14 protein-coding genes and 1 tRNA gene are annotated in these 20,348 nt (G+C 41.5%); 6 read left to right on the forward strand and 9 right to left on the reverse strand.

Translation table 11 applies throughout. The annotated features are described in order from the left end of the window. Positions 1-2 precede the first annotated feature (2 nt). Complete coding sequence (locus F2B13_RS12610; protein WP_149273598.1) at positions 3-2,195, reverse strand: hypothetical protein; 2,193 nt, start codon at positions 2,193-2,195, stop codon at positions 3-5. 431 nt (positions 2,196-2,626) lie between these two features. After that, positions 2,627-3,985, reverse strand: coding sequence for an undecaprenyl-phosphate glucose phosphotransferase (locus F2B13_RS12615; protein ID WP_149273600.1), 1,359 nt, complete (start codon positions 3,983-3,985; stop codon positions 2,627-2,629). A 470-nt stretch (positions 3,986-4,455) separates the two neighbouring features. On the opposite strand from F2B13_RS12615, the gene F2B13_RS20485 reads away from it, so the two are divergent. Further along, positions 4,456-4,596, forward strand: a complete 141-nt coding sequence (locus tag F2B13_RS20485; protein WP_198439692.1) for a hypothetical protein — start codon at positions 4,456-4,458, stop codon at positions 4,594-4,596. 449 nt (positions 4,597-5,045) lie between these two features. Here the strand turns inward: F2B13_RS20485 and F2B13_RS12620 are convergent, their stop codons facing one another. The 4 genes from F2B13_RS12620 to mce form a co-directional block, all read right to left on the reverse strand. Continuing rightward, positions 5,046-7,298, reverse strand: a complete 2,253-nt coding sequence (locus tag F2B13_RS12620) for a xanthine dehydrogenase family protein molybdopterin-binding subunit (protein WP_149273602.1) — start codon at positions 7,296-7,298, stop codon at positions 5,046-5,048. Between the two features lie 51 nt (positions 7,299-7,349). After that, positions 7,350-7,811 carry a (2Fe-2S)-binding protein gene (locus F2B13_RS12625; protein ID WP_149273604.1) on the reverse strand — a complete coding sequence of 154 codons (462 nt, stop codon included), beginning with the start codon at positions 7,809-7,811 and terminating at the stop codon, positions 7,350-7,352. A gap of 268 nt (positions 7,812-8,079) precedes the next feature. Beyond that, a tRNA-Ile gene (locus F2B13_RS12630) sits at positions 8,080-8,153 on the reverse strand. A 68-nt stretch (positions 8,154-8,221) separates the two neighbouring features. Further along, entirely contained in the window at positions 8,222-8,638 is a 417-nt protein-coding gene (mce, locus tag F2B13_RS12635) for a methylmalonyl-CoA epimerase (protein ID WP_149273606.1), read from the reverse strand. A 68-nt stretch (positions 8,639-8,706) separates the two neighbouring features. Here mce and rbfA point away from each other — a divergent pair, with 68 nt between their 5' ends. After that, positions 8,707-9,099: a 30S ribosome-binding factor RbfA gene (gene rbfA / locus F2B13_RS12640; RefSeq protein ID WP_149273608.1), complete on the forward strand. Its 393-nt coding sequence runs from the start codon at positions 8,707-8,709 to the stop codon at positions 9,097-9,099. A gap of 4 nt (positions 9,100-9,103) precedes the next feature. Next, complete coding sequence (locus F2B13_RS12645) at positions 9,104-10,297, forward strand: ABC transporter permease (RefSeq protein WP_149273610.1); 1,194 nt, start codon at positions 9,104-9,106, stop codon at positions 10,295-10,297. Between the two features lie 48 nt (positions 10,298-10,345). Here F2B13_RS12645 and dusB read toward each other — a convergent pair whose 3' ends face one another. From dusB to F2B13_RS12660, 3 genes are all read right to left on the reverse strand, one after another. Further along, the gene (gene dusB, locus F2B13_RS12650; protein WP_149275384.1) at positions 10,346-11,341 is read right to left on the reverse strand and encodes a tRNA dihydrouridine synthase DusB; all 996 of its coding nucleotides are present in this window, start codon (positions 11,339-11,341) and stop codon (positions 10,346-10,348) included. Positions 11,342-11,395: 54 nt separating this feature from the next. Beyond that, positions 11,396-12,652: a M28 family peptidase gene (locus F2B13_RS12655; protein WP_232622885.1), complete on the reverse strand. Its 1,257-nt coding sequence runs from the start codon at positions 12,650-12,652 to the stop codon at positions 11,396-11,398. 148 nt (positions 12,653-12,800) lie between these two features. Further along, the gene (locus F2B13_RS12660) at positions 12,801-15,236 is read right to left on the reverse strand and encodes a TonB-dependent receptor domain-containing protein (RefSeq protein ID WP_317131616.1); all 2,436 of its coding nucleotides are present in this window, start codon (positions 15,234-15,236) and stop codon (positions 12,801-12,803) included. Positions 15,237-15,340: 104 nt separating this feature from the next. On the opposite strand from F2B13_RS12660, the gene lepA reads away from it, so the two are divergent. From lepA to F2B13_RS12675, 3 genes are all read left to right on the forward strand, one after another. Next, the gene (gene lepA, locus F2B13_RS12665; protein ID WP_149273614.1) at positions 15,341-17,137 is read left to right on the forward strand and encodes a translation elongation factor 4; all 1,797 of its coding nucleotides are present in this window, start codon (positions 15,341-15,343) and stop codon (positions 17,135-17,137) included. 216 nt (positions 17,138-17,353) lie between these two features. Next, entirely contained in the window at positions 17,354-19,954 is a 2,601-nt protein-coding gene (locus F2B13_RS12670) for a hypothetical protein (protein WP_149304359.1), read from the forward strand. Positions 19,955-20,109: 155 nt separating this feature from the next. Then, a complete protein-coding gene (locus tag F2B13_RS12675) occupies positions 20,110-20,343 on the forward strand; it encodes a GTP-binding protein LepA (RefSeq protein ID WP_149273618.1) in 234 nt (77 codons plus the stop codon). The last annotated feature ends 5 nt before the right edge of the window (positions 20,344-20,348 follow it).

The following is a 20,348-nucleotide window of genomic DNA, read 5'->3' on the forward strand; positions in this document are numbered from 1 at the left end:
ACCTAAGGTTGTGTTACCAAAAATTGAGGCGTTGGATCGCTTTTTCCATCAATAATGGTTATGCGCCTATCTTTTTTCAACTCAACCATTCGAAGGTTTAAAGAAGTGTCCAAATCAATCTTATTATTAACGAGAAGCCCAGTGTTCATAGAACCTAGACTCCCTTTAACCATGGAGTTAAGTACAAAACCTTTGCTAGGAAACCCGGAAAATAAAGGCACACGATCAAGAAATTGGCAACCTTCGATGTAAGCGTGCCCCAATCGGAAAACACTTTTCGTAGCATTATTGATAAACCGGCAATTGTAAAAGCTCGAGGACCTTTCTTTCCCGACGATATATTCCCCCACATTGTTCTCAAAATCACAATTCGCAAATATAGGGTTTATCTGTCGCTGCATATTGACCGATAAATTGTTTTGGTCGAACCTACAATCGATCCATGCATTCAGATTATTGGGTCTAAGTGAAACCATACTGAAACCAATCGTACATCTTATTATTTGGCAATTGTAAAAAACATTCTTGTCCATGTACATCATGGTGCTGGTCTCGCCCTTGTTTACATCAAAACCGGGAGTTGGTTCTTGATACATGCCTATTTCACAGTCTACAAAGCTTACATTATCAAAAAAATTATTGTCGACACCATAAAATTTATCGAAGTGAATCCCGTTTTTCTGATTCCTAAAAATTAGGTTTTTAAAGGTACAGGAACTTAATTGAAAGTGATTGTTCTTTTTGCCTCTTGGGTTCACGTACAACCCCTTTTCACCCCCAAACAGGGTTAGGTGCGCCAAGTAGTATTTCGAGCTGGTCTTGCGTTTTTCGGAAACGTCGTCATTTCCTACTATTAGCGGAAAATCATCACTAGTCCCGACAATGGCAGTTTTACCGGAGCCCTTACCTATAATGCCCTGGCCATTTTTTATAAAAACAGGCTTGGAAATATAGTAGATCCCCTCCTCTAGTTCGGCGATGCCGTGTCGATCAATTAGTTTTTGAATTTCCGAGGATTGATCAGGCTTTGAGTACCTTGAAGCTCTCATATTAGCATCCACAGGTTCTGGTAAATTATGGAATTGGGGTCTGGCCCAAGGGATTACATTTTTTTTAATCAAAATTTGTTCCACCTTATTACTAGTGTCCTTTGCCAGTTTGCTTTGAACTTTCTTGTCATCTAAATAAACCTCATTGTCGTTAAAAAAGGCCTTTAAATTAAACGTAGAATCATTGTATTCAAACTCATAATTTTCATGTTGGCCAGAGAGCATTACCATATTCGTCCCCTTTCTGACAATGTCATCCGTTGATTTTGAGTAAATATTCTTCCCTAACATGAAAAGACTTTGGGCTTCAATATCGAATACGGGTGTCCTGTTCTTCGAAAAATTTACGCCTGAAAAACTTCCAAGATTCAAACTTCCCATCCCTCTCATGTACAACAGAGGTTTTGACCCCCTATTTTGGAAGTTCCAGGATTCTGCATCCATCCCCACTATCGTCAGTGACTCAAGGTTAGAAAAATGAGTGGCATTACCCCTAGGAATTAGATAATTTCGCCAAAGTATAACGTTACCATAGCTCGGTGTTCTTGAATTGCCCTTCATTACGGTCTGAGGCGATGTGGAATGGCTCCAGAGTTTAATAAACTTGTTATTCCTAAAATAGCCGGACAAACTACAATCAAAGCTTACCATACATTTATCCATGTTGACAAAAGTATTGTCTTCAATAGAGCAATTCGTACAATTCAAATTGGTAAACTGAAGGCTCTTGAAAAGATTGTTCTTAATGGGGGCGCCCGGCTCAAAAACCAAATCTTTTGAATCGATATTATGAATACTTACGTCTGTACTCCCAGCCTGTATATGTATATTGTTGTTAAATTTGGTAATCCTGGGATGGCCGAAAAGGCGCTGACCGGTTTTCAAGGTGATTTCTGCACCTTGATAAGTTCCTTTTTCAAGCCGCACCGAACCATAGGTGTCTAAAGCCTCTTGCAATTCATCGGCCCGGGAAAGAGGTAAAAAATACGCTTCAAAATATTGATCTTCTTCTGGTAGGTTACCAGTGTTACCAGCATCGATAAAGACTTTTTCATGGCTTTTGGTTTTTGAAAAGAGTTCTTGATCATACGGCTGTAGCAGCATAATGGATATTGCTAAAATAAAGAGCAAGAATACATTTTTCATTTTGTAGCATTTATGAGTGATTTACTCAATCTTCCCGATACACCCCTAAAATTGATATTTTCGAAGAGGCGAAGGTAATTTTTCATATGTTATTTATATCAGACAATTCCTATAGCCTCTTGTAACGTCAAAATTGACCCTAATATAATACCTAAGTATCTAAAGCTTTTACCAGTATTCCGGTACATATATAATGGCCCGAGTGGCGTGAGTATTTTTTTGCTTCTATATTGAAGATTAAAAAGCCAAAATCTTAATATTGAAATATAGGCATGGGTATAAAATACACCTGTAAATCTAAGATAAGATTATGTGCTCTAACATCATTTGACTATTACCATATTTTAGAAAGTTTTTAATGTACCTAAAGGGTCGGAAACTCCGTACTATATTTAGCTGTGAATTAAAGAACCCTTCGGCCAAAATACGAGCTAGTAGGCCTTTTGTTCCCCTCGAACGGCATTAATGACCGTTTTAAAAATAATCTTTATATCAAGCCAGATGGACCATTTTTCGACATAAAATATATCCAATTTTGTTCTATTCAAAATATCGGCCTTTTTCTCAATTTCTCCTCGATAACCTTTGATTTGTGCAAGCCCGGTAATGCCTGGCTTCACAAAATGCCTTACCAAGTATTTGTCAATGGAGACCTCATAATCGGAAGTATGTAGCTCCATATGTGGTCTCGGGCCGACAACACTCATATCGCCAAGGAAGACATTAAAAAATTGAGGCAGTTCATCTATACTGGTTTTACGCATGAATTTACCAATACGGGTAATGCGGCTATCGTTTTTAGTAGCCATTTTTGAATTGGCCTCGGTAGAAGGTTTCATTGACCTGAATTTATAACACCAAAACACCTTACGTTTTAATCCGTGGCGTTTTTGTTTGAAATACAAGGGCCCGGGAGATTCGCTTTTAATTAAAAAGAAGAGAATAGGAATTAGCCAAGACATAACTGTAATTATTACAAAAAGTGAAAAGAGAATGTCAAAACTTCTTTTTGTCAGCCTTGCATATTCCGTATCAAGGGGAACTTCGCGAATATTGAGCACTGGTACCGAATCATAAAGTTCAATGCTCATGGCACGGGAATATATCTCTTTATTATCTGGAATAACCTTAACACGAACGAGATTATTATCGGCAAAATCAATAAGGTTCCTTAATTCTTCATTATTAAATTTTGAGGCCACACAATATATCTCATCGACATAGTTGTTCAATATGAATCCGAAGCAATCGGATACCTGACCTAAATAGGTGGGACTTTTTGAAGGGTTATTGTCAAAATAGCCTAGGTAACGGTATCCTAAATCAGGTGCATCGAAAACCTTCCTGATCTTTTTTAAGTTCTTATCCCTTCCTATAACTACGATATTCGCAAAATTACCTCCAAGCTTTCTATAATTGCTCCTTATCCAATAGAATATGACGCGATACCAAAATAGGGCAAGACAGATCAAGAAATAAACGAAAAACTGGTATTGAAGAGATTCATAAATCTTACCCGTTACACCGAATAAAGCAAAATAGGACAGGCCATATATCACGTATAAACGAAATAGTAAGGGCAGGTTCGTCGTAAATCGCTCCTTGCGTTTCGTAGGGTAATAATCTAAACCATAGGTGATTAGTAACCAAGATAGATTATAGTGTAAGATATGAAAGACATTCAGATAGGTGTTTGGGGTAAGCACATATAGAATTGTATTGATGATGCCCAAATGGATCAATACGGATATAGGAATAATCCAATCAGAATTTTTATGAAATCTTAACATTGAGCTTAATGTAAAATTGGGATTCCGAAAAGCATATATATCAATATGCGAAACTAGAAATTAGATTTGAACCGTTTTGAAAATTAAGCATATAAGCTATAATTCATTTCTATCGAGTCCATCTCTTTAACGCTTCGGCTATCAGCGTACAAGTTTTCATAATTGGTACCTCCTACCGGTTCAAATATATCTATAAGTCCCTCATTCGACAAGGGAAAATGGGAAATTCAAAATGGGATTACACTATATAAATAATTTTAGTGCTTTTGTTGATATATCCCTGTTTTTAGCACGTTTTTATTGACTTATTTAGCTTCGATTTTTTATAAGTATTGTGCTAGAGACATGGTTGTCTCTCTTAAAAATTTGACCGTATACTTAGGCTATTCTAAACAATGGAACGAGCGATATAAATTGGATTCGTCTCCACTTCGTGGGCAGGTTTAAGCTTGAGAAATGACTAAATTTTTGTGCTAATTGCACTCGATGTCTTTGACGGGTATAGCGAGGCAACTACGGTGCACGAATTGAAAATCAGAACCGACTCTGCCACAGCCCCTTCACAAAAGGGGATAACCGCTGCCGCGCAACAAGTAGTATTCCGTCAATAAATTTATGGTTTCCGATTGAGAAGATGTTTGTTTCCGAGGGAACAGCGTTTTCGAAAAGTTTGGGCATACCAATAGTTTTGCCAGGTGACAAAATCGGCATTGACGGCGTGAGCTAAAAAAGCTAAGGGCTGCTTTCATCCACTAAGGCAGGAATCGCCTGGATTTAGTTCCATAATCCCTCTGCGAATTTGATTTATAAAAAGGCTTCTAATTTCTTCCATACTCTAAATACTTTTTGGAGCAAAGTATAACGGAGATTAAAAGTGGGTCTAAAAATAAATGATTCCCCAATTACTTCAATCGTGAGTCCATTTATATGTGGATCTGAGACCATCAAAAGCAACGTTCACAAGAACTAGGTGAAGACCCTACGGGAGTAAGTAGGGTGGTTGGCATAGAAAGTAATAGCCCCATCCATAAAGACAGGGCCGAACATTTTTTTATCCTTTTTATCCGACCAAAGGCGGTTTGTCGGAAATAAAAGGCTGGTTGTAATAACGCCTTCCGGTAGCCTTATACATGGCATTTGCCAATGCTCCTGAAATCGGTGGCAAAGAAGGTTCTCCTAGTCCGGTGGGATCGATTTCATTATCTACAAAAAATGTTTCGATTTCCATAGGAGCTTCCATATTACGGATCAGACGATACTTGTCAAAATTGCTTTGATCGGGTTTACCATCCTCAAAAGTTAAAGCACTATATGTGGCATGACCGACGCCATCTACAATACCACCTTCCACTTGATTTCTCGCACTTAAAGGATTAATTACGATTCCGCAATCTACAGCGCACCACACCTTATCGATATTCGGAGTATCACCTTCCATAGTCAGGTCCATTACCTGTGCCACGTATGAATTATGGCAAAAATAGGCCGAAACCCCTCGTGACTTGCCTTTATTTGCATCGCTGTTCCAATTTGCTTTTTCTTTGACCAACTTTAGCACTCCGGCATAACGTTCTGGTTCATAATCATTTTTCTCGGGGTCGCCCACGGGATTTTTAATGGCCCTGTCAAAAAGTTCCAACCGAAATTCGATAGGGTCTTTTCCAGCTGCCTCTGCTACCTCATCCATAAACGCTTGTTCCGCACCTGCGATAAAATTAGATCGAGGAGCCCGCCAAGCTCCGGTGGTTATATTGGTTTCCAAGCTATGTTTCTCGGCAAGGTAATTATCTACCGCCCCGGCCGGGAAACGGTTCTCAAATACGAGGTCATCATTGGTTCCGACCCCTCTAACGTGCCAGGCTATCAAGTTCCCTTTATCATCGAGTCCGGCTTTGTAGCGCACTTTGTACGAAGGTCTATATGTGCCCTGCGTCATATCATCTTCACGGGTGTATACTAGTTTGATCGGGGCTCCAATCTTTTGTGATATGACTGCGGCCTCGACACCGAACGGACCATAAAGTCTTCTGCCGAAACCACCGCCCATACGGGTCATCATTACATCGATTTTTTCGGCAGGCATTCCCAAAACGGAAACTAATGTCTTTTCTAAAAATTCAGGAGTCTGTATTGGCCCTAGCAGTTCGGCTTTTTCTGGGGTTACATGAGCGAAAAAGTTCATAGGCTCCATCGTATTGTGAGCCAAATAAGGCGCCGTATAGACACTTTCTACAACCTTGGCGGCATTTTTGAAAGCCTTATCGACATCCCCATCTTTTCTGGCGGGTTCATCCGGTGCTTTATTGAGCAATTCCGTAAGTGCCTCATCATGGTATTTGCTGCTTTCGAGTCTGGAGACCTGTTCCCATTCCACTTTAAGGGCTTTTTTGGCCTGCATACATTCCCAAGTGCTGTTGCCTACAATAGCTACCAATTCGGCAATTCCACCCCCATCGGACCATTGTTTTTCTGCATCTTCCGGGTATACCACTACAGGAAATATATCTTTAATACCAGCCATGGATTTTGCAGAAGATGCATCCATAGATTTATATTTCATTCCAAAAGCGGGAGGATGCACAATCATTGCAATCAACATGCCCTCACGTTGCGTATCGATACCAAAAAGTGGCTTTCCCGTAACAATCTTAGCCCCATCGACATTCATTCGGTCGGTACCGATAATCTTAAAGTCCTTAGGCTCCTTCAATTCGATTTCTTCAGGCACCTCAATATTGTCAGGTGTTTCGTTTGGCATATCTACTTTTGCGGCCGCTGAAGCCATCTCGCCGTATCCGGCCGACTTGCCGCTACTTTTATGATGTAGCATACCGCCTTCAGTGGTAATTTCATCAACGGGCACATTCCATGCCTTGGCCGCTGCATCCTTCAGCATTTTCCGAGCCGTAGCTCCTGCCATGCGTAACCCTTCCCATCCCGCGCGAATCGATTGACTACCCCCTGCCAATTGGCGAGTAAAAACATCGGTGTTTAAGGGCGCTTGTTCAACGATTACGTTTTTCCAATCTACGTCTAATTCCTCAGCAACGATCATGGGCATCGCAGTCTTCACATTCTGGCCAATCTCGGGGTTTGGTGACATAATAGTTACCACACCGTTCTCCCCTATCTTCAGAAAACCGTTGATTTCAAACCATTCTTTGGGCATTTCAAGTGTCGAGGCCATAGCCTTTTCGGCAACTGTGTCCTTACAACTGGCCAACCAACTGAATCCTAGCACTAGGCCTCCGCTGGCAAGACTTGAGTTTTTTATAAAGGCACGACGCCCAAGTTTTGTTTTTACAAGTGTCATCGTTTATATGTTTTTTTCAAGGTTAAATGTTCGTTCCAAAAAAGTAGTATGCTATGAAGATGTACCGGATGCCGATTTCACGGCCTTTCTGATTCTTAGATACGTACCACAACGACAAATATTGCCGTTCATGGCCGATTCAATTTCCGCATCGGAGGGAGCGGGGTTCTTCTTCAGCAAGGCTGCCGCCGACATAATCTGTCCGGCCTGACAGTAGCCACATTGTGGCACATCTTCTTCCAGCCATGCTTTTTGAACAGGGTGGTCGCCATTTTCCGAAAGGCCCTCGATAGTGGTCACTTCTTGATTCCCAACCGAAGAAACCGGTGTGACACAAGAACGAATGGCCGTATCGTCTAAATGTACGGTACAAGCTCCGCATTGTGCGATTCCGCAACCATATTTAGTGCCTACCAGTTTAAGATGATCTCGAAGTACCCAAAGTAGGGGGGTTGATGGATCTACATCTACTTCTTGTGTTTTTCCATTGATGTTTAATGTATATGCAGCCATAATAATATTTGATTAGCCCTTTGAAGTTATTGATTTTTAAACGAATACAAGGTATAATAACTAAAAAATTTAGAAAAAATTAACCTTATTTGAAATCTACTCAAATAAAAGATTTACCCCGTCATAGTTTTTTAAACGGTTCTAATCTTGAAAATAACAAAATTTCTGTTACTAAACCCACTTGTTGGCTGCTGAGGCCCACTTCAGTGTTCTGGGTTTCTTTTAGAGAAGAAAAAAGCCCGCAACGATTTTGCAGGCTTTGATTCAGTGGTCCCACCTGGGCTCGAACCAGGGACCACCTGATTATGAGTCAGGTGCTCTAACCAACTGAGCTATAGGACCGAAAATGAGCGCAAATTTAACCATTACGCCTAACTACGCAAAATATTGCCCATCATTTGTTCTAAAATCTATTCAACCTCCGCCTGAGGGATGTCTTGACACAACTCTACCAACACCCCGTTTACGCCCTTGGGATGTAAAAAAACAACCCATTTGTTGTCGGCACCCCGCATGGGCTTTTCGTTCAAAACCACAAATCCTTCCGAGCTCAACCGCTTCACTTCGGCAATGATATCCTTCACCGAAAAGGCGATATGGTGAATCCCTTCCCCTCGTTGCGCTATAAATTTGGCGATAGGACTCTCTGCTACCAAAGCTTCCAAAAGTTCGATTTTTTGATTCCCCACCTTAAAGAACGAGGTCCGCACACCTTCCGAGGCTACCTCTTCAATTTTGTAATGCGCCGTGCCTAAAAGTCTCTGAAAAAGCAGGTTCGAAGTTTCTAAATCTTTCACCGCAATACCTATGTGTTCAATTTTGTCCACGATTTTTTTTTTGAGCCCGATAAGATTGTATCTTCTAAATTACACTTAATTCTCCGTATTTTTGCCTCATGGAAACACAACGACAAAAAAAAATAGCAGGGATCATTCAAGAAGATGTCGTCGATATACTTCAAAGGGCCGCCATTGACGGAGGGTTGAAAGGCACCTTGATTTCCGTAACCAAAGTCTCGGTAACCTCGGACCTTTCTATTGCCAAGGTCTATATAAGTATTTTTCCCAATAAAAATACGGAAGAACTTATGAAGGGAATAAAGTCGAATCAGCCCTTAATCAAGCACGAACTTGCCCAACGTACTAGAAACCAACTACGAAGGGTGCCTGAGTTGTTATTCTTTTTAGACGATTCCCTCGACTATATCGAGAACATAGAAAAATCTTTAAAGGGAGAAGAAAACCCTATAGAAAATAGGGACCTTCTCGATAAGAGAAAAAAGCTATAGCCGATTGAACTTTCCCCTCTACATCGCCAAACGTTATATACGATCGAAAAGCAGTCAGAACGCGGTGAACGTTATCAACATGATTACCTTTATGGTCATCGTAATTGGCTCGGCCGCCCTTTTTGTTGTGCTTTCGGGCTTTTCCGGACTAAAATCTTTCAGCCTTTCGTTTAGTACTACCTTCGATCCCGACCTTAAGGCCCTTCCCGCTACGGGTAAATTCTTTTCATTCTCCAATGAACAAGAGGTTCGGCTCAAACAACTTCAGGGGCTAACCCATTATAGCAAGGAACTGGAAGAAAAAGTATACCTGAAACATCAAGGCAAAAGTCACATTGCCTTTATAAAGGGAGTCGATTCAAACTACAATCAAGTAACCGGTGTAGACAGTACCCTTTTATATGGCTCTTGGGAAATTAATGAACAGCAAGGTGTAGCAGGAATCGGTATTGCCAATATGCTGGGCCTAACCATTAATCAATTCCAAAACCCGTTGGTTGTACTAGCACTAAAACCCGGTAAAGGGGCATTGACCCCAAAAGCCTTAAAAACGAAACCGCTTATTATTAGTGGAGTCTATGCCATTGAAGAAAATTTGGACAAAAAATATGTCTTTGCCGCTTTGCCGGTCGTGCAAGAGCTCCTGGAAAAAGATAGTGCAGAGGTTTCGGGCCTCAATTTTAGATTAGACCCCAACTACGATTTTGACGCCCTCCGGTCAAAGATCAAATCGGTTTTGGGAGACGGAGTAATTCTGAAAGACCGTCAAGAGCTTAACAGTACCTTGCACCGAATGCTCAATACAGAAAACTTGGCCACCTACCTCATCTTTACTTTGGTGTTGATCATAGCCCTCTTTAACGTGGTCGGGGCCATTATCATGATGATTTTAGACAAACAACAGAATTTAAAAACCTTGTTCAGCTTGGGTGCAACCGTTAGAAAGCTCAGACGTATCTATTTCGTTCAAGGCATACTGGTTACCGCTGCTGGCGGTTTGATCGGAGTTGGCTTGGCCTCATTGCTCATATGGTCACAGTTATTTTTCGGATGGCTAAAAATAACTCCCTCCTTGCCCTATCCTGTAGAATATCAATTGGCCAATGTGGCCCTTGTTCTTGGTACGATTATAGTTCTCGGGGTCATAGCCTCTAACATAGCCAGTAGCCGTATTACCAAAAAATTAATCACTCACTAAGGCCAACAGGAAAAAAGAATTTTTTAGGGGGCACAGCGTTCAGCAGGGCTAACCTACGAACTGATAATCCCCGAATTTCTCCAACACTTCATCAAAAGCGGCAAAAACGTCTTCGGCGGCATCGCTAGTAACCATTTTCATACGGTATTCCTTAAAGTTCGGAATCCCCTTAAAATAATTGGTATAATGTCTTCGGGTCTCGAAAACTCCTAATTTTTCTCCTTTCCAATCGATAGCCATCTGTAAATGCCTTCTAGCAGCCTCGACACGATCCGGCATCGATGGAGGGGCCAAATTTGTACCTGTTCTAAAAAAATATTTAACCTCGTTAAAAAACCAGGGGTTTCCGATACTTGCCCTACCGATCATCGCCCCGTCCAACCCATAATCGTCTCGCATTCTTTTGGCAGCCTCGGGCGAATCGACATCGCCATTACCAAAGACAGGAATGTGCATTCGTTGATTGTTTTTGACCTCGGCAATCGGCCGCCAATCAGCCACACCCTTATACATCTGTGCCCGCGTACGACCATGAATGGCAATTGCGCTACAGCCTACATCTTGAAGACGCTCGGCGACTTCTACTATTTTGATGGAATCATCGTCCCAACCCAACCTCGTCTTCACCGTAATGGGCAGTTTTGTACGTTTGACCATGGCCTTTGTCAAAGAAACCATAAGGTCAATATCCTTTAAAATTCCCGCTCCTGCACCTTTACTGACGACCTTTTTTACAGGACACCCAAAATTGATGTCAATGATATCTGGAGCCGATTTTTCGACAATTTCCACCGATTGCAACATGGAATCCAGATTGGCGCCAAAAATCTGTATCCCTACCGGGCGTTCCTTTTCATAGATATCGAGCTTCATGACGCTTTTGGCAGCATCCCTAATTAGACCCTCGGAAGAAATAAATTCGGTATATACCACATCAGCACCCTGTTCTTTACAAAGGGCGCGAAAGGGCGGATCGCTGACGTCTTCCATAGGAGCCAGCAACAAAGGAAAATCCGGCAATTGAATGTCACCAATTTTAGGCATGTCGCTCTCTATTAAGGACTGCAAATTTACATAAATTTAAATGACCCAAAAGGTCTAAAATGCAACCACGGCCTTAACTCTTTTTCCACGTCGTTCTACCACTACGGTAGTAGAATCGCCTTCTTCAAAACTTGAAAGAGCTCGCATATAGCTCATCATATCAACAATTGTACTATCACCCAACTGTACCACAATATCACCTTTTAACAGTCCTGCTTTAGCTCCCGGCTTTCCTTGGGTCACACCGTCGATACGCATGCCCTTCCCTTCGAAAAGATAATCTGGCATGACCCCAAGAGCAACTTTGAAACTTGGCACGTTTTCGCTCTCGTTCTTGGTGGACTGAAAAACCAATTTTTCGTCCGTGTCAAGTGCTGCGACAATGTTGAAGATAAATTCCTCTATCATTTTCATCCCCTTATAATTCAATTTATCAAAATCATCCGAGGGTTTATGATAGTCTTCATGCTGACCGGTAAAAAAATGTAGTGCCGGAATATGGTTTAAGTAAAAGGAAGTGTGGTCGCTGGGCCCCACACCAGACTCGTTTAAGACTAAGTTGAAGTTGGAATTGGATGTTTGCAAAACCTTTGGCCAAATAGGCGCCGTACCCGTTCCACTAATAGACAGTGTTCTGTTTTTTCTAAGGCGGCCCACCATATCCAGGTTGAGCATGTAATTTACCTTTCGCATGTCGATCGTCGGATTTTTAGTAAAGTAATTACTGCCCAAAAGGCCCATCTCCTCCCCTGAAAAAGCAATGAAAACATAGTTACTTCCGGTAAGTGTATCCCTTAAACTTCTTGCTAGTTGCAGTAACACGCCAACTCCACTTGCATTATCGTCTGCCCCGTTATGAACGGCCTCTCCTTCGCCATATAACGATCCTTCGCCACCCATGCCCAAATGGTCGTAATGTGCGCCGATTACCACCGTTTTGCCAGCCTTATTGTCTACAAGACCGATGACATTAATACCCGTAATCGTACTGTCTCCATCAGCAAATCGTATCTGCTCATGCGGGTCCATTTTGGGTTTAAAGGTAAACGTTTGAAAATAAGTGTCACGGTCACCTTTAGGCCGAAGACCGATACCTTCCATTCTTTCTTTTAGGTATTCGGCGGCCTTCCGTTCGAAGGGAGTTCCTGTTTTTCGTCCTTGCATACTATCACTGGCTAAAAACGCAATGTCTTCGGCTAATGAAACTCTTATAGTTTCTTCGGTCTTACAAGAAAGCATTCCTGTAAAGATTACAGATAGAAAAAGGAGTTTACTCAAGGCCGCCTTTATTTCATTAAGAATGTGCATCATTTTGTGGTGGTTTATGACTCAAGAGCTCTTGTTCATTTTCTGGCATATCTCCCCAGGGGCCTAGAAAAAAACTCGATCCGAAATGGCAAAATGGTTAGATTATTTGAAAAGATCTTGGCAATATACACCTATATACATGTTCTCAAGCTTACAAGCGGTCGCGCTCGTCAACTTGTTTCGATTTCTGATTGTCATGGATTCTTACATTGCCGAACTTATATCGGAAACCCAACATAAACAAGCGATTCTCAGCCCTTCTCAACGATGTGCTGTTTTGATCGAGGTATTTTCGGGTACTTAATTGATTGCCCTGATTAAAAATATCATCTAACCCTATTGAGATACTCGCGTTGTTGTTCCACAACGTTTTTCGAAATAATACGCTCAAAGCCCCAAAGCCATCATAGGTTGAATTGGCACCGACTTGGGGGCCAAAGTACATAAAAGATAAATCGGCTGTCAATGACCTGTCATTCAAAAAAGTAAATCCGTTGGTAGTTTTAATAAACCAGCTGAATAGATTATTTTCAACCGTCTGATCGGTACCTAAATTTTTGAACCTATTTGTTTCTTCCGCCAAACTTGCTAAAAGATAACAGTTCCAAAAGCTAGTGAAATCTTTGTTCAACATCAAATCGATCCCGTATGAAACGGCACTTTCCATATTCGAATGGATAAAGCGTAATAACTTGGTTTCGTTATTCTGAAATACCAGTTCTTGCAAACCATCTACCTCGTTCCGGTAAAATAACTCTACGGTATAATTGCTATTAAGGGTATAACCGGCCGCAACATAGTGTCTTGTCGCCGGTACAAGATTGGGGTCTCCCTCAATAGTAGAAAAGTTGTTTTGAAAAACCTGAAAGGGATTTATTGACTCATACTTTGGCCTGTTGATTCTTCTATAATAGTAAAGATTGAAGTCGTGCTTGTCGTTTGGTGAATACTGCACCGAAAAAGATGGGAACAACTTAAAATAATCATTTTCGTTATTTTGATCACCTGCCGACCAACGGCCGATAGTGTGGGTATATTCGGTCCTTAGACCCATATCTAATTTCCAAAGGTCCCATTTAGCCTTGAAGGAAGCATAGGCGGCAAATATCGATTCGTCATAGTTGAATTTTCCAGCGGTCGTAGGTTCTATTCCTGGTTGTTCACGATTAAAACCTTCTTGAACTATAATGCTTTTTGATCGACTACTGGCATAGCGCAACCCGGTTTCAACAGTTGAGGTCTCGTTTAGCGGTGAGGAAAAATCAGATTGTAGGCTAAAGAGATTAATAAACTGTTCCGAATCAGTAGTAAAATCATTTTCTGCGGCAATATTTCCGTTTAAATCGAAAAAATCGGTCTCCAGATTTTGACCGTTGGAATAATCAAAAAACGTATAATGGGCGTTTAAGGAAAGTTCTGCCCCCTTTTCATTCAACTTCCGTTCATAATCAATATAGTATGAGGTGTTCAAGCGTCTTTCTTGCGATTTGTTCAACGTGTTGAAATCCGGTATGGAAGCGTCTCCTGAAATATCCGTCTCAGTATCATAGTCCCTTTTTACCGAAGGCTGCCAAATGGTAATGGTGGAAAGGCTCAATCGATTCCTGTCATCCAGATCATAATCAAAAAAAGCCGAAATATTATGGCGTTTCCGTTGTCTCAGGTAGTCTTGTTCCGCAACCCATTTCGACATTGTTCCGTCTGAATTAAAAAAATTTGTAATATCGGTATATCTCGTTATTTCACGGTTATGGCTAAAATTATAATTGACGGACAATCCAGTGTTTTTCCCCTTAAAATAATGATCGGTACCGAGCATGTGCTTAGGTAATACCCCCTGGGTATACTTATTATAAATGGCACCGTTATAACCCGCTATAAGATTCCTTTTCATTTTAATATTGATCAACACCCCTTGTTCGGCACTATATTTGGCAGGTGGGTTAGTAATGATTTCTATCGCCTGTACATCACTAGCCGAAGTGCCGGATAGGAGGTTTAGAATGTCGTCTTTTGGAAGGTTTACAATTTTATCGTTGATCAATATTCCAACGGCATCACTTCCTCTTACGGTAAGTTTGTTGTTGATGATAATTACACTTGGTGTTCGCTTTAGAACGTCCCAAATATCGCCATCCGCCATAGCGGTATTTTCAATATTGAAGACCAAGCGATCGACCTTTCTTTCCAACCTTGGCTTTTGTGAGACGACTATCACTTCCTCGAGAGCCTGGGCACTATCATCTAGCTGGATCATACCAAGGTTTACATTTTGAGTTACGATAACCGAAATCAAGTCGGATCTATTTTCAATGTAACTGGCCCTTAAGAAGTAGTTGCCCTTTACAACACTCATAATCTTGAAATATCCCATTTCATCGGTCGACGCACCACCGATGGGCACCGTGTCACGAGCGGTAAGAAGTTCTACATTCGCAAAGGAAATAGGCGATTCGGACATATCTTTAACAATTCCGCTGATACTATAATCTTGGGAATGTAGAAGACACGCACAACACAAATAAATAAGAAAGGGGCCTACAAAATGTCTCAATAATGCTAATGGTTGAACTTCAAATCTAATCAAATAAGTAAAATCTTACAAGTCTTGATTGCCACTAAGTTATTTGTATCCTAGAACGCCCCAAAAATAATGTATCTTTGCGCACTAATTTGCTCTGAATATCGATAATGAAAAACATTCGAAACTTTTGTATCATTGCACATATCGACCATGGTAAGAGTACCTTGGCAGACCGTCTTCTTGATTTTACAGGGTCGGTTACCGCCCGTGAAAAAAAAGAACAACTTCTCGACAGTATGGATCTTGAGCGGGAACGAGGCATCACCATAAAAAGCCATGCGATACAAATGGACTATATCTATCAAGGAGAGCCTTTTGTTCTCAACTTAATAGACACCCCTGGCCATGTCGATTTTTCCTATGAAGTATCTCGTTCCATTGCCGCTTGTGAAGGTGCCCTTTTAGTAGTTGACGCCGCCCAAAGTATTCAAGCCCAGACCATTTCTAATCTGTATCTAGCATTAGAGAACGACCTTGAGATTATTCCGGTACTTAACAAAGTCGACCTGCCCAGCGCAAACCCGGAGGAAGTCACCGATGATATTGTAGATCTCTTAGGGTGTAAGCCAGAAGAAGTGATCCCTGCAAGTGCAAAAACAGGTATTGGCATCGAGGCTATACTTTCTGCCATTATCGAACGCATTCCAGCCCCTAAAGGTAATCTTGACGAGGCTCTTCAGGCTTTGGTTTTCGATTCAGTATATAACCCTTTCCGCGGTGTTGAGACTTATTTTAGGGTCATCAACGGAGAAATTAAAAAAGGGCAGAAAATAAAGTTTGTAGCCACCGATAAAAGCTACTTCGCCGACGAAGTGGGCACGCTAAAATTGACTCAACATCCGAAGCAAACCATCAAGGCCGGAGATGTAGGCTATTTGATTACCGGCATCAAGGATGCTCGAGAGGTCAAGGTAGGCGATACCATTACCGATGCCGCAAACCCCACCAAGAATGCCATTGCAGGCTTTGAAGACGTCAAGCCCATGGTCTTTGCCGGCATCTATCCTGTTGATACAGAGGATTTTGAAGAACTCCGCTCCTCAATGGAAAAATTACAGCTAAACGATGCATCTTTGGTTTTTACGCCCGAGAGTAGTGCCGCCCTTGGTTTCGGATTCCGCTGTGGATTTTTGGGGATGTTACACATGGAAATCATACAGGAAAGGCTTGAAAGGGAGTTTGACATGACCGTCATTACTACGGTTCCGAACGTTAGCTATTTCGCCTTTACTACCAAAGAACCTGAAGTGCCCGTAATCGTAAATAATCCCTCAGACCTGCCGGACCCCTCAACACTAGACCATGTAGAAGAGCCCTATATAAAGGCCACTATAATTACGAAGGCAGATTTTGTGGGAAATATCATGTCGCTCTGTATCGATAAAAGAGGCATAATTACAAACCAGACCTATTTGACCACTGAACGGGTAGAGCTCACCTTTGATATGCCCTTGGCGGAAATCGTTTTTGATTTTTACGATCGTCTTAAGACGGTCTCCAAAGGCTATGCATCATTCGATTACTCGCCCATAGGCATGCGCACATCGAAACTGGTCAGGGTGGATATTCTACTAAATGCACAGCCAGTTGACGCACTCTCGGCTTTGGTTCATTTTGACAATGCCTATAATATCGGTAAAAAAATGTGTGAAAAACTAAAAGAACTTATTCCAAGACAACAGTTCGACATTCCGATACAGGCGGCAATTGGTGCAAAAATTATTTCTAGGGAGACCATTAAGGCCCTTCGAAAAGATGTTACCGCAAAGTGTTATGGAGGCGATATTTCCCGAAAACGTAAGCTACTGGAAAAACAGAAAAAAGGGAAAAAACGTATGCGTCAGGTAGGCAATGTCGAGATTCCCCAACAAGCCTTTATGGCCGTGCTTAAATTAAACGATTGAGTCTCGAATCGTACAAGGAATTTAAATTCTTGTAAATTTCCTTTAATTTTAAGGGATATGGACTTCGGTATTTGCTGATCGTAGTCAAAGAAGTGGGTTCTTATAGTATTTCGAATGCAATCTAGGCTGTTTTTCTGCTTTTTCTGGATTTCTTTCTTCCCGTTTTCTCAGGAAGCGGAATTCCGATCGGATAGCTTGTTTCCTGAAAAAATTTTTTTGCAATTATCATCCCATGTTTGGGCAACCGATCAAACGTTATGGTTTAATGCTGTCGTAGTAAATGGAAGAGATCACCGTCCTACGGAGGGTAGCGGACTGCTCTACGTTGATTTGATTGATCCCAACGGAAACATCGTGGCGCACAAACTGGTAAGGCTATCGCAGGGAACCGGATACGGAAGTTTTGATTCCTATGACGACCAAACTGTAGGTCGACATTTAATTCGGGCCTACACCCAATGGAACGGCAATTTCGGGGAAGGCTTTATGTTCAAGACTTACGTCGAAAGAGTTTCATCCAACCCTGAAATAGGAAAAAGTCTGATAGATTCATTATTGGTTACGGAAAAACCATCCGGGAAAGTAGTATTGTCGGGAACACTCGAAAAGAGGGGTTTCGATGAAGTGCTCGATGCCAAGATTCCGCTCTTTTTGCATTGGAAAGATGGGCAAGATTCCCTGCTATTAAAGCATAAAAACAAAAAGGCCTCCCGTTTCCAATATGAAATCCCTTCTAAAATCAATTGGGTTACTTTGTCAAATGGAGTGCGTTCCGAAACGGTCGTGTTGAACCCGAACGCATTGGACCTTCAATTCTTTCCTGAAAGTGGCAAACTGGTTCATGGGTTCAAGAATCAAATTGCCTTTAAAGCCGTCGGTATCGATGGAAAAGGGAAAATCGTGGAAGGAACTATTTTTGATAACGATAATAACCATATCGCCGATTTCAAGAGCAATAGCCTGGGAATGGGTTCGTTTACCCTTTACGCAGATAGCCTCAAAAGCTATCATGCAAGGGTAGACTTTCCCGCGGACCCATCAGGCGCAGATGTTTTCCCCCTTCCGGAAGTGGTGCGGACGGGTCATATATTGTCGGTATCGCGGAGCACTGAAAAGGTATGGGTACGAGTGGCCTCAAATACCCTTAAAGACAACATAGCCATCAAGGTGTCTTGTCGAGGCACGGACTATTTTCTAATAGAGGGCCCATTGCAAAATGGTTTTTTGACCAAAGATTTAAGGTCCGATCAATTGCCCATGGGCATACTTGTATTTACACTGCTCAATGAAAACGGGCAACCTCTGGCGGAAAGATTGTTCTTTAACGAAAACGATTCTGCGCGTCTAGAATTGGCATTAACCACGGACAAAGCGTCTTATGGTCGGCGTAAAGCAACTAATTTAAAAGTTCAGGTCAAGAATCTGTTGTCTAAAAAAGAAAAGGTAAAAGTGTTCGCCATGGCCATACATCAGGACCATTGGCCCAAAGATGAAGTGAATACCCTACAGTCCTATTTTCTAATGGATTCCGAGCTAAAAGGTAACGTTGAAAATCCGGGCTACTACTTCAACGCTCAAAATGAAAACCGATTAAAAGATATTGACGCGCTGTTGCTCACACAAGGTTGGCGCGATTATAAATATCCCATAGTAAGAAGCTCTAGCCAATACTATACTGCTCAAAAGGGACTCGAAATGAGCGGTTGGGTAAAATACCCAGACAAGAAGAAGAAAGATGGGCGTCTCATATCATTGGCAACTTTTGGAAAGAACCCTGCATTGTATCAGACGGCAATCGACAGCCTCGGACGATTTCGCTTTTTATTGAACAACAATTACGGGGCACCGATCAAAGCGTTACTCAGTATTGCCGAAAGTTCCGAAAAAAGCAAGATCGATATTTTTCTTGAAAGGCATCAAACCCCCAAGGTAGTTTATCAGAGAAAGCCAGTTGTAAAGAAGCCTGATAAGGTACTTAAAGCCATCATATATGCCCAAAAGGAGCGGGTTCGAATCGATGGAATTTTTGACTCCCTCTATGGTGTAACCCAACTAGACGAGGTTGTGGTCTCTGAGAATCGGTTGACACCAGAGAAAGCAAAGTTCTATAAACTATACGGTGATGCGGATGTAATCATTTCAGGAGAGGAGATTCGAGAAAAAGAAAAAGATTGGTCCTACGGCCTTTATAGCATTCTATTGTTCAACTATGGTGATCAAATTGAAATCGAAAGATTTCCTGATGGTTTTATGCTGGCGCATGTGCGGGCCGGATCTAGAGAAGCTACCCTTATAATGGTAGATGGTAAACTGATACCAAAGGAACAATACGAATTTGTACCTAGCATGTCACCCGATGTGGTAGAAAGTATTGAACTAATCAAATATGCGAAATTTTTTAAGCGTAGATATCTTACCGTATTTCCCGATGCCGATCTATTCGAAATACCTGACTTAGGCCATATCATTTCAATCCATACCAAAGGCAAAGTTGGTGTTCATGGTGCCAAAAGGGCCACACCTGGTACATTGACGACCTTCATAGAGCAATTATCACCTATAAAAGAATTTTATGCTCCTAAATACGACACTTCCGATACTGCAGATCGGAATAAACCCGATTTAAGGTCGTTAGTACACTGGACCCCTTTCTTCGACCTTGATGCTTCCAGAACCGCTACACTTCAATTTTATAATGGGGACGTACTCGGCGCATATGTAATTATTGTAGAAGCCATTTCTGAAAACGGCTTAATGGGCTATGCCGAAAAATCATATGAAGTTAGGGATGAAGCGTCCCAAGGTTTAAAAAGATAGGGACCTATTTATAGTACTTAAAACAGTCTTGTCTTTTTCCGCCAATAGGAATTCGAACAAGAAGTTTTTAACATTTTCCTACAATTAACATTCAGAAAACAATTTTTTTTCGGGTCCGCTGTTTTAAGAAAGTCTAAAAAATAGATTTCAGATACATGACAACTTACATAGCCCAGTTTACGGCAGAACACCGTTTACTTAAAACCATACAGAACTCCATTTTTATATGGCGGCAAGAGAGTGGGGAAATCGACACTACCCTGTTAGCAAATAAAATAAAGCGCGAATCGGCACTTCATTTCTACAATTTGATCGCGAAAGAAGGGGAGGAAATTGTCGGTGATGATATTTCAATACACATTTTTAAGGCCATGCCCTTTGCGGGCTAGGTCTA

The sequence above is a fragment of the Pareuzebyella sediminis genome, from assembly GCF_008367235.1.
GTDB lineage: Bacteria > Bacteroidota > Bacteroidia > Flavobacteriales > Flavobacteriaceae > Pareuzebyella > Pareuzebyella sediminis.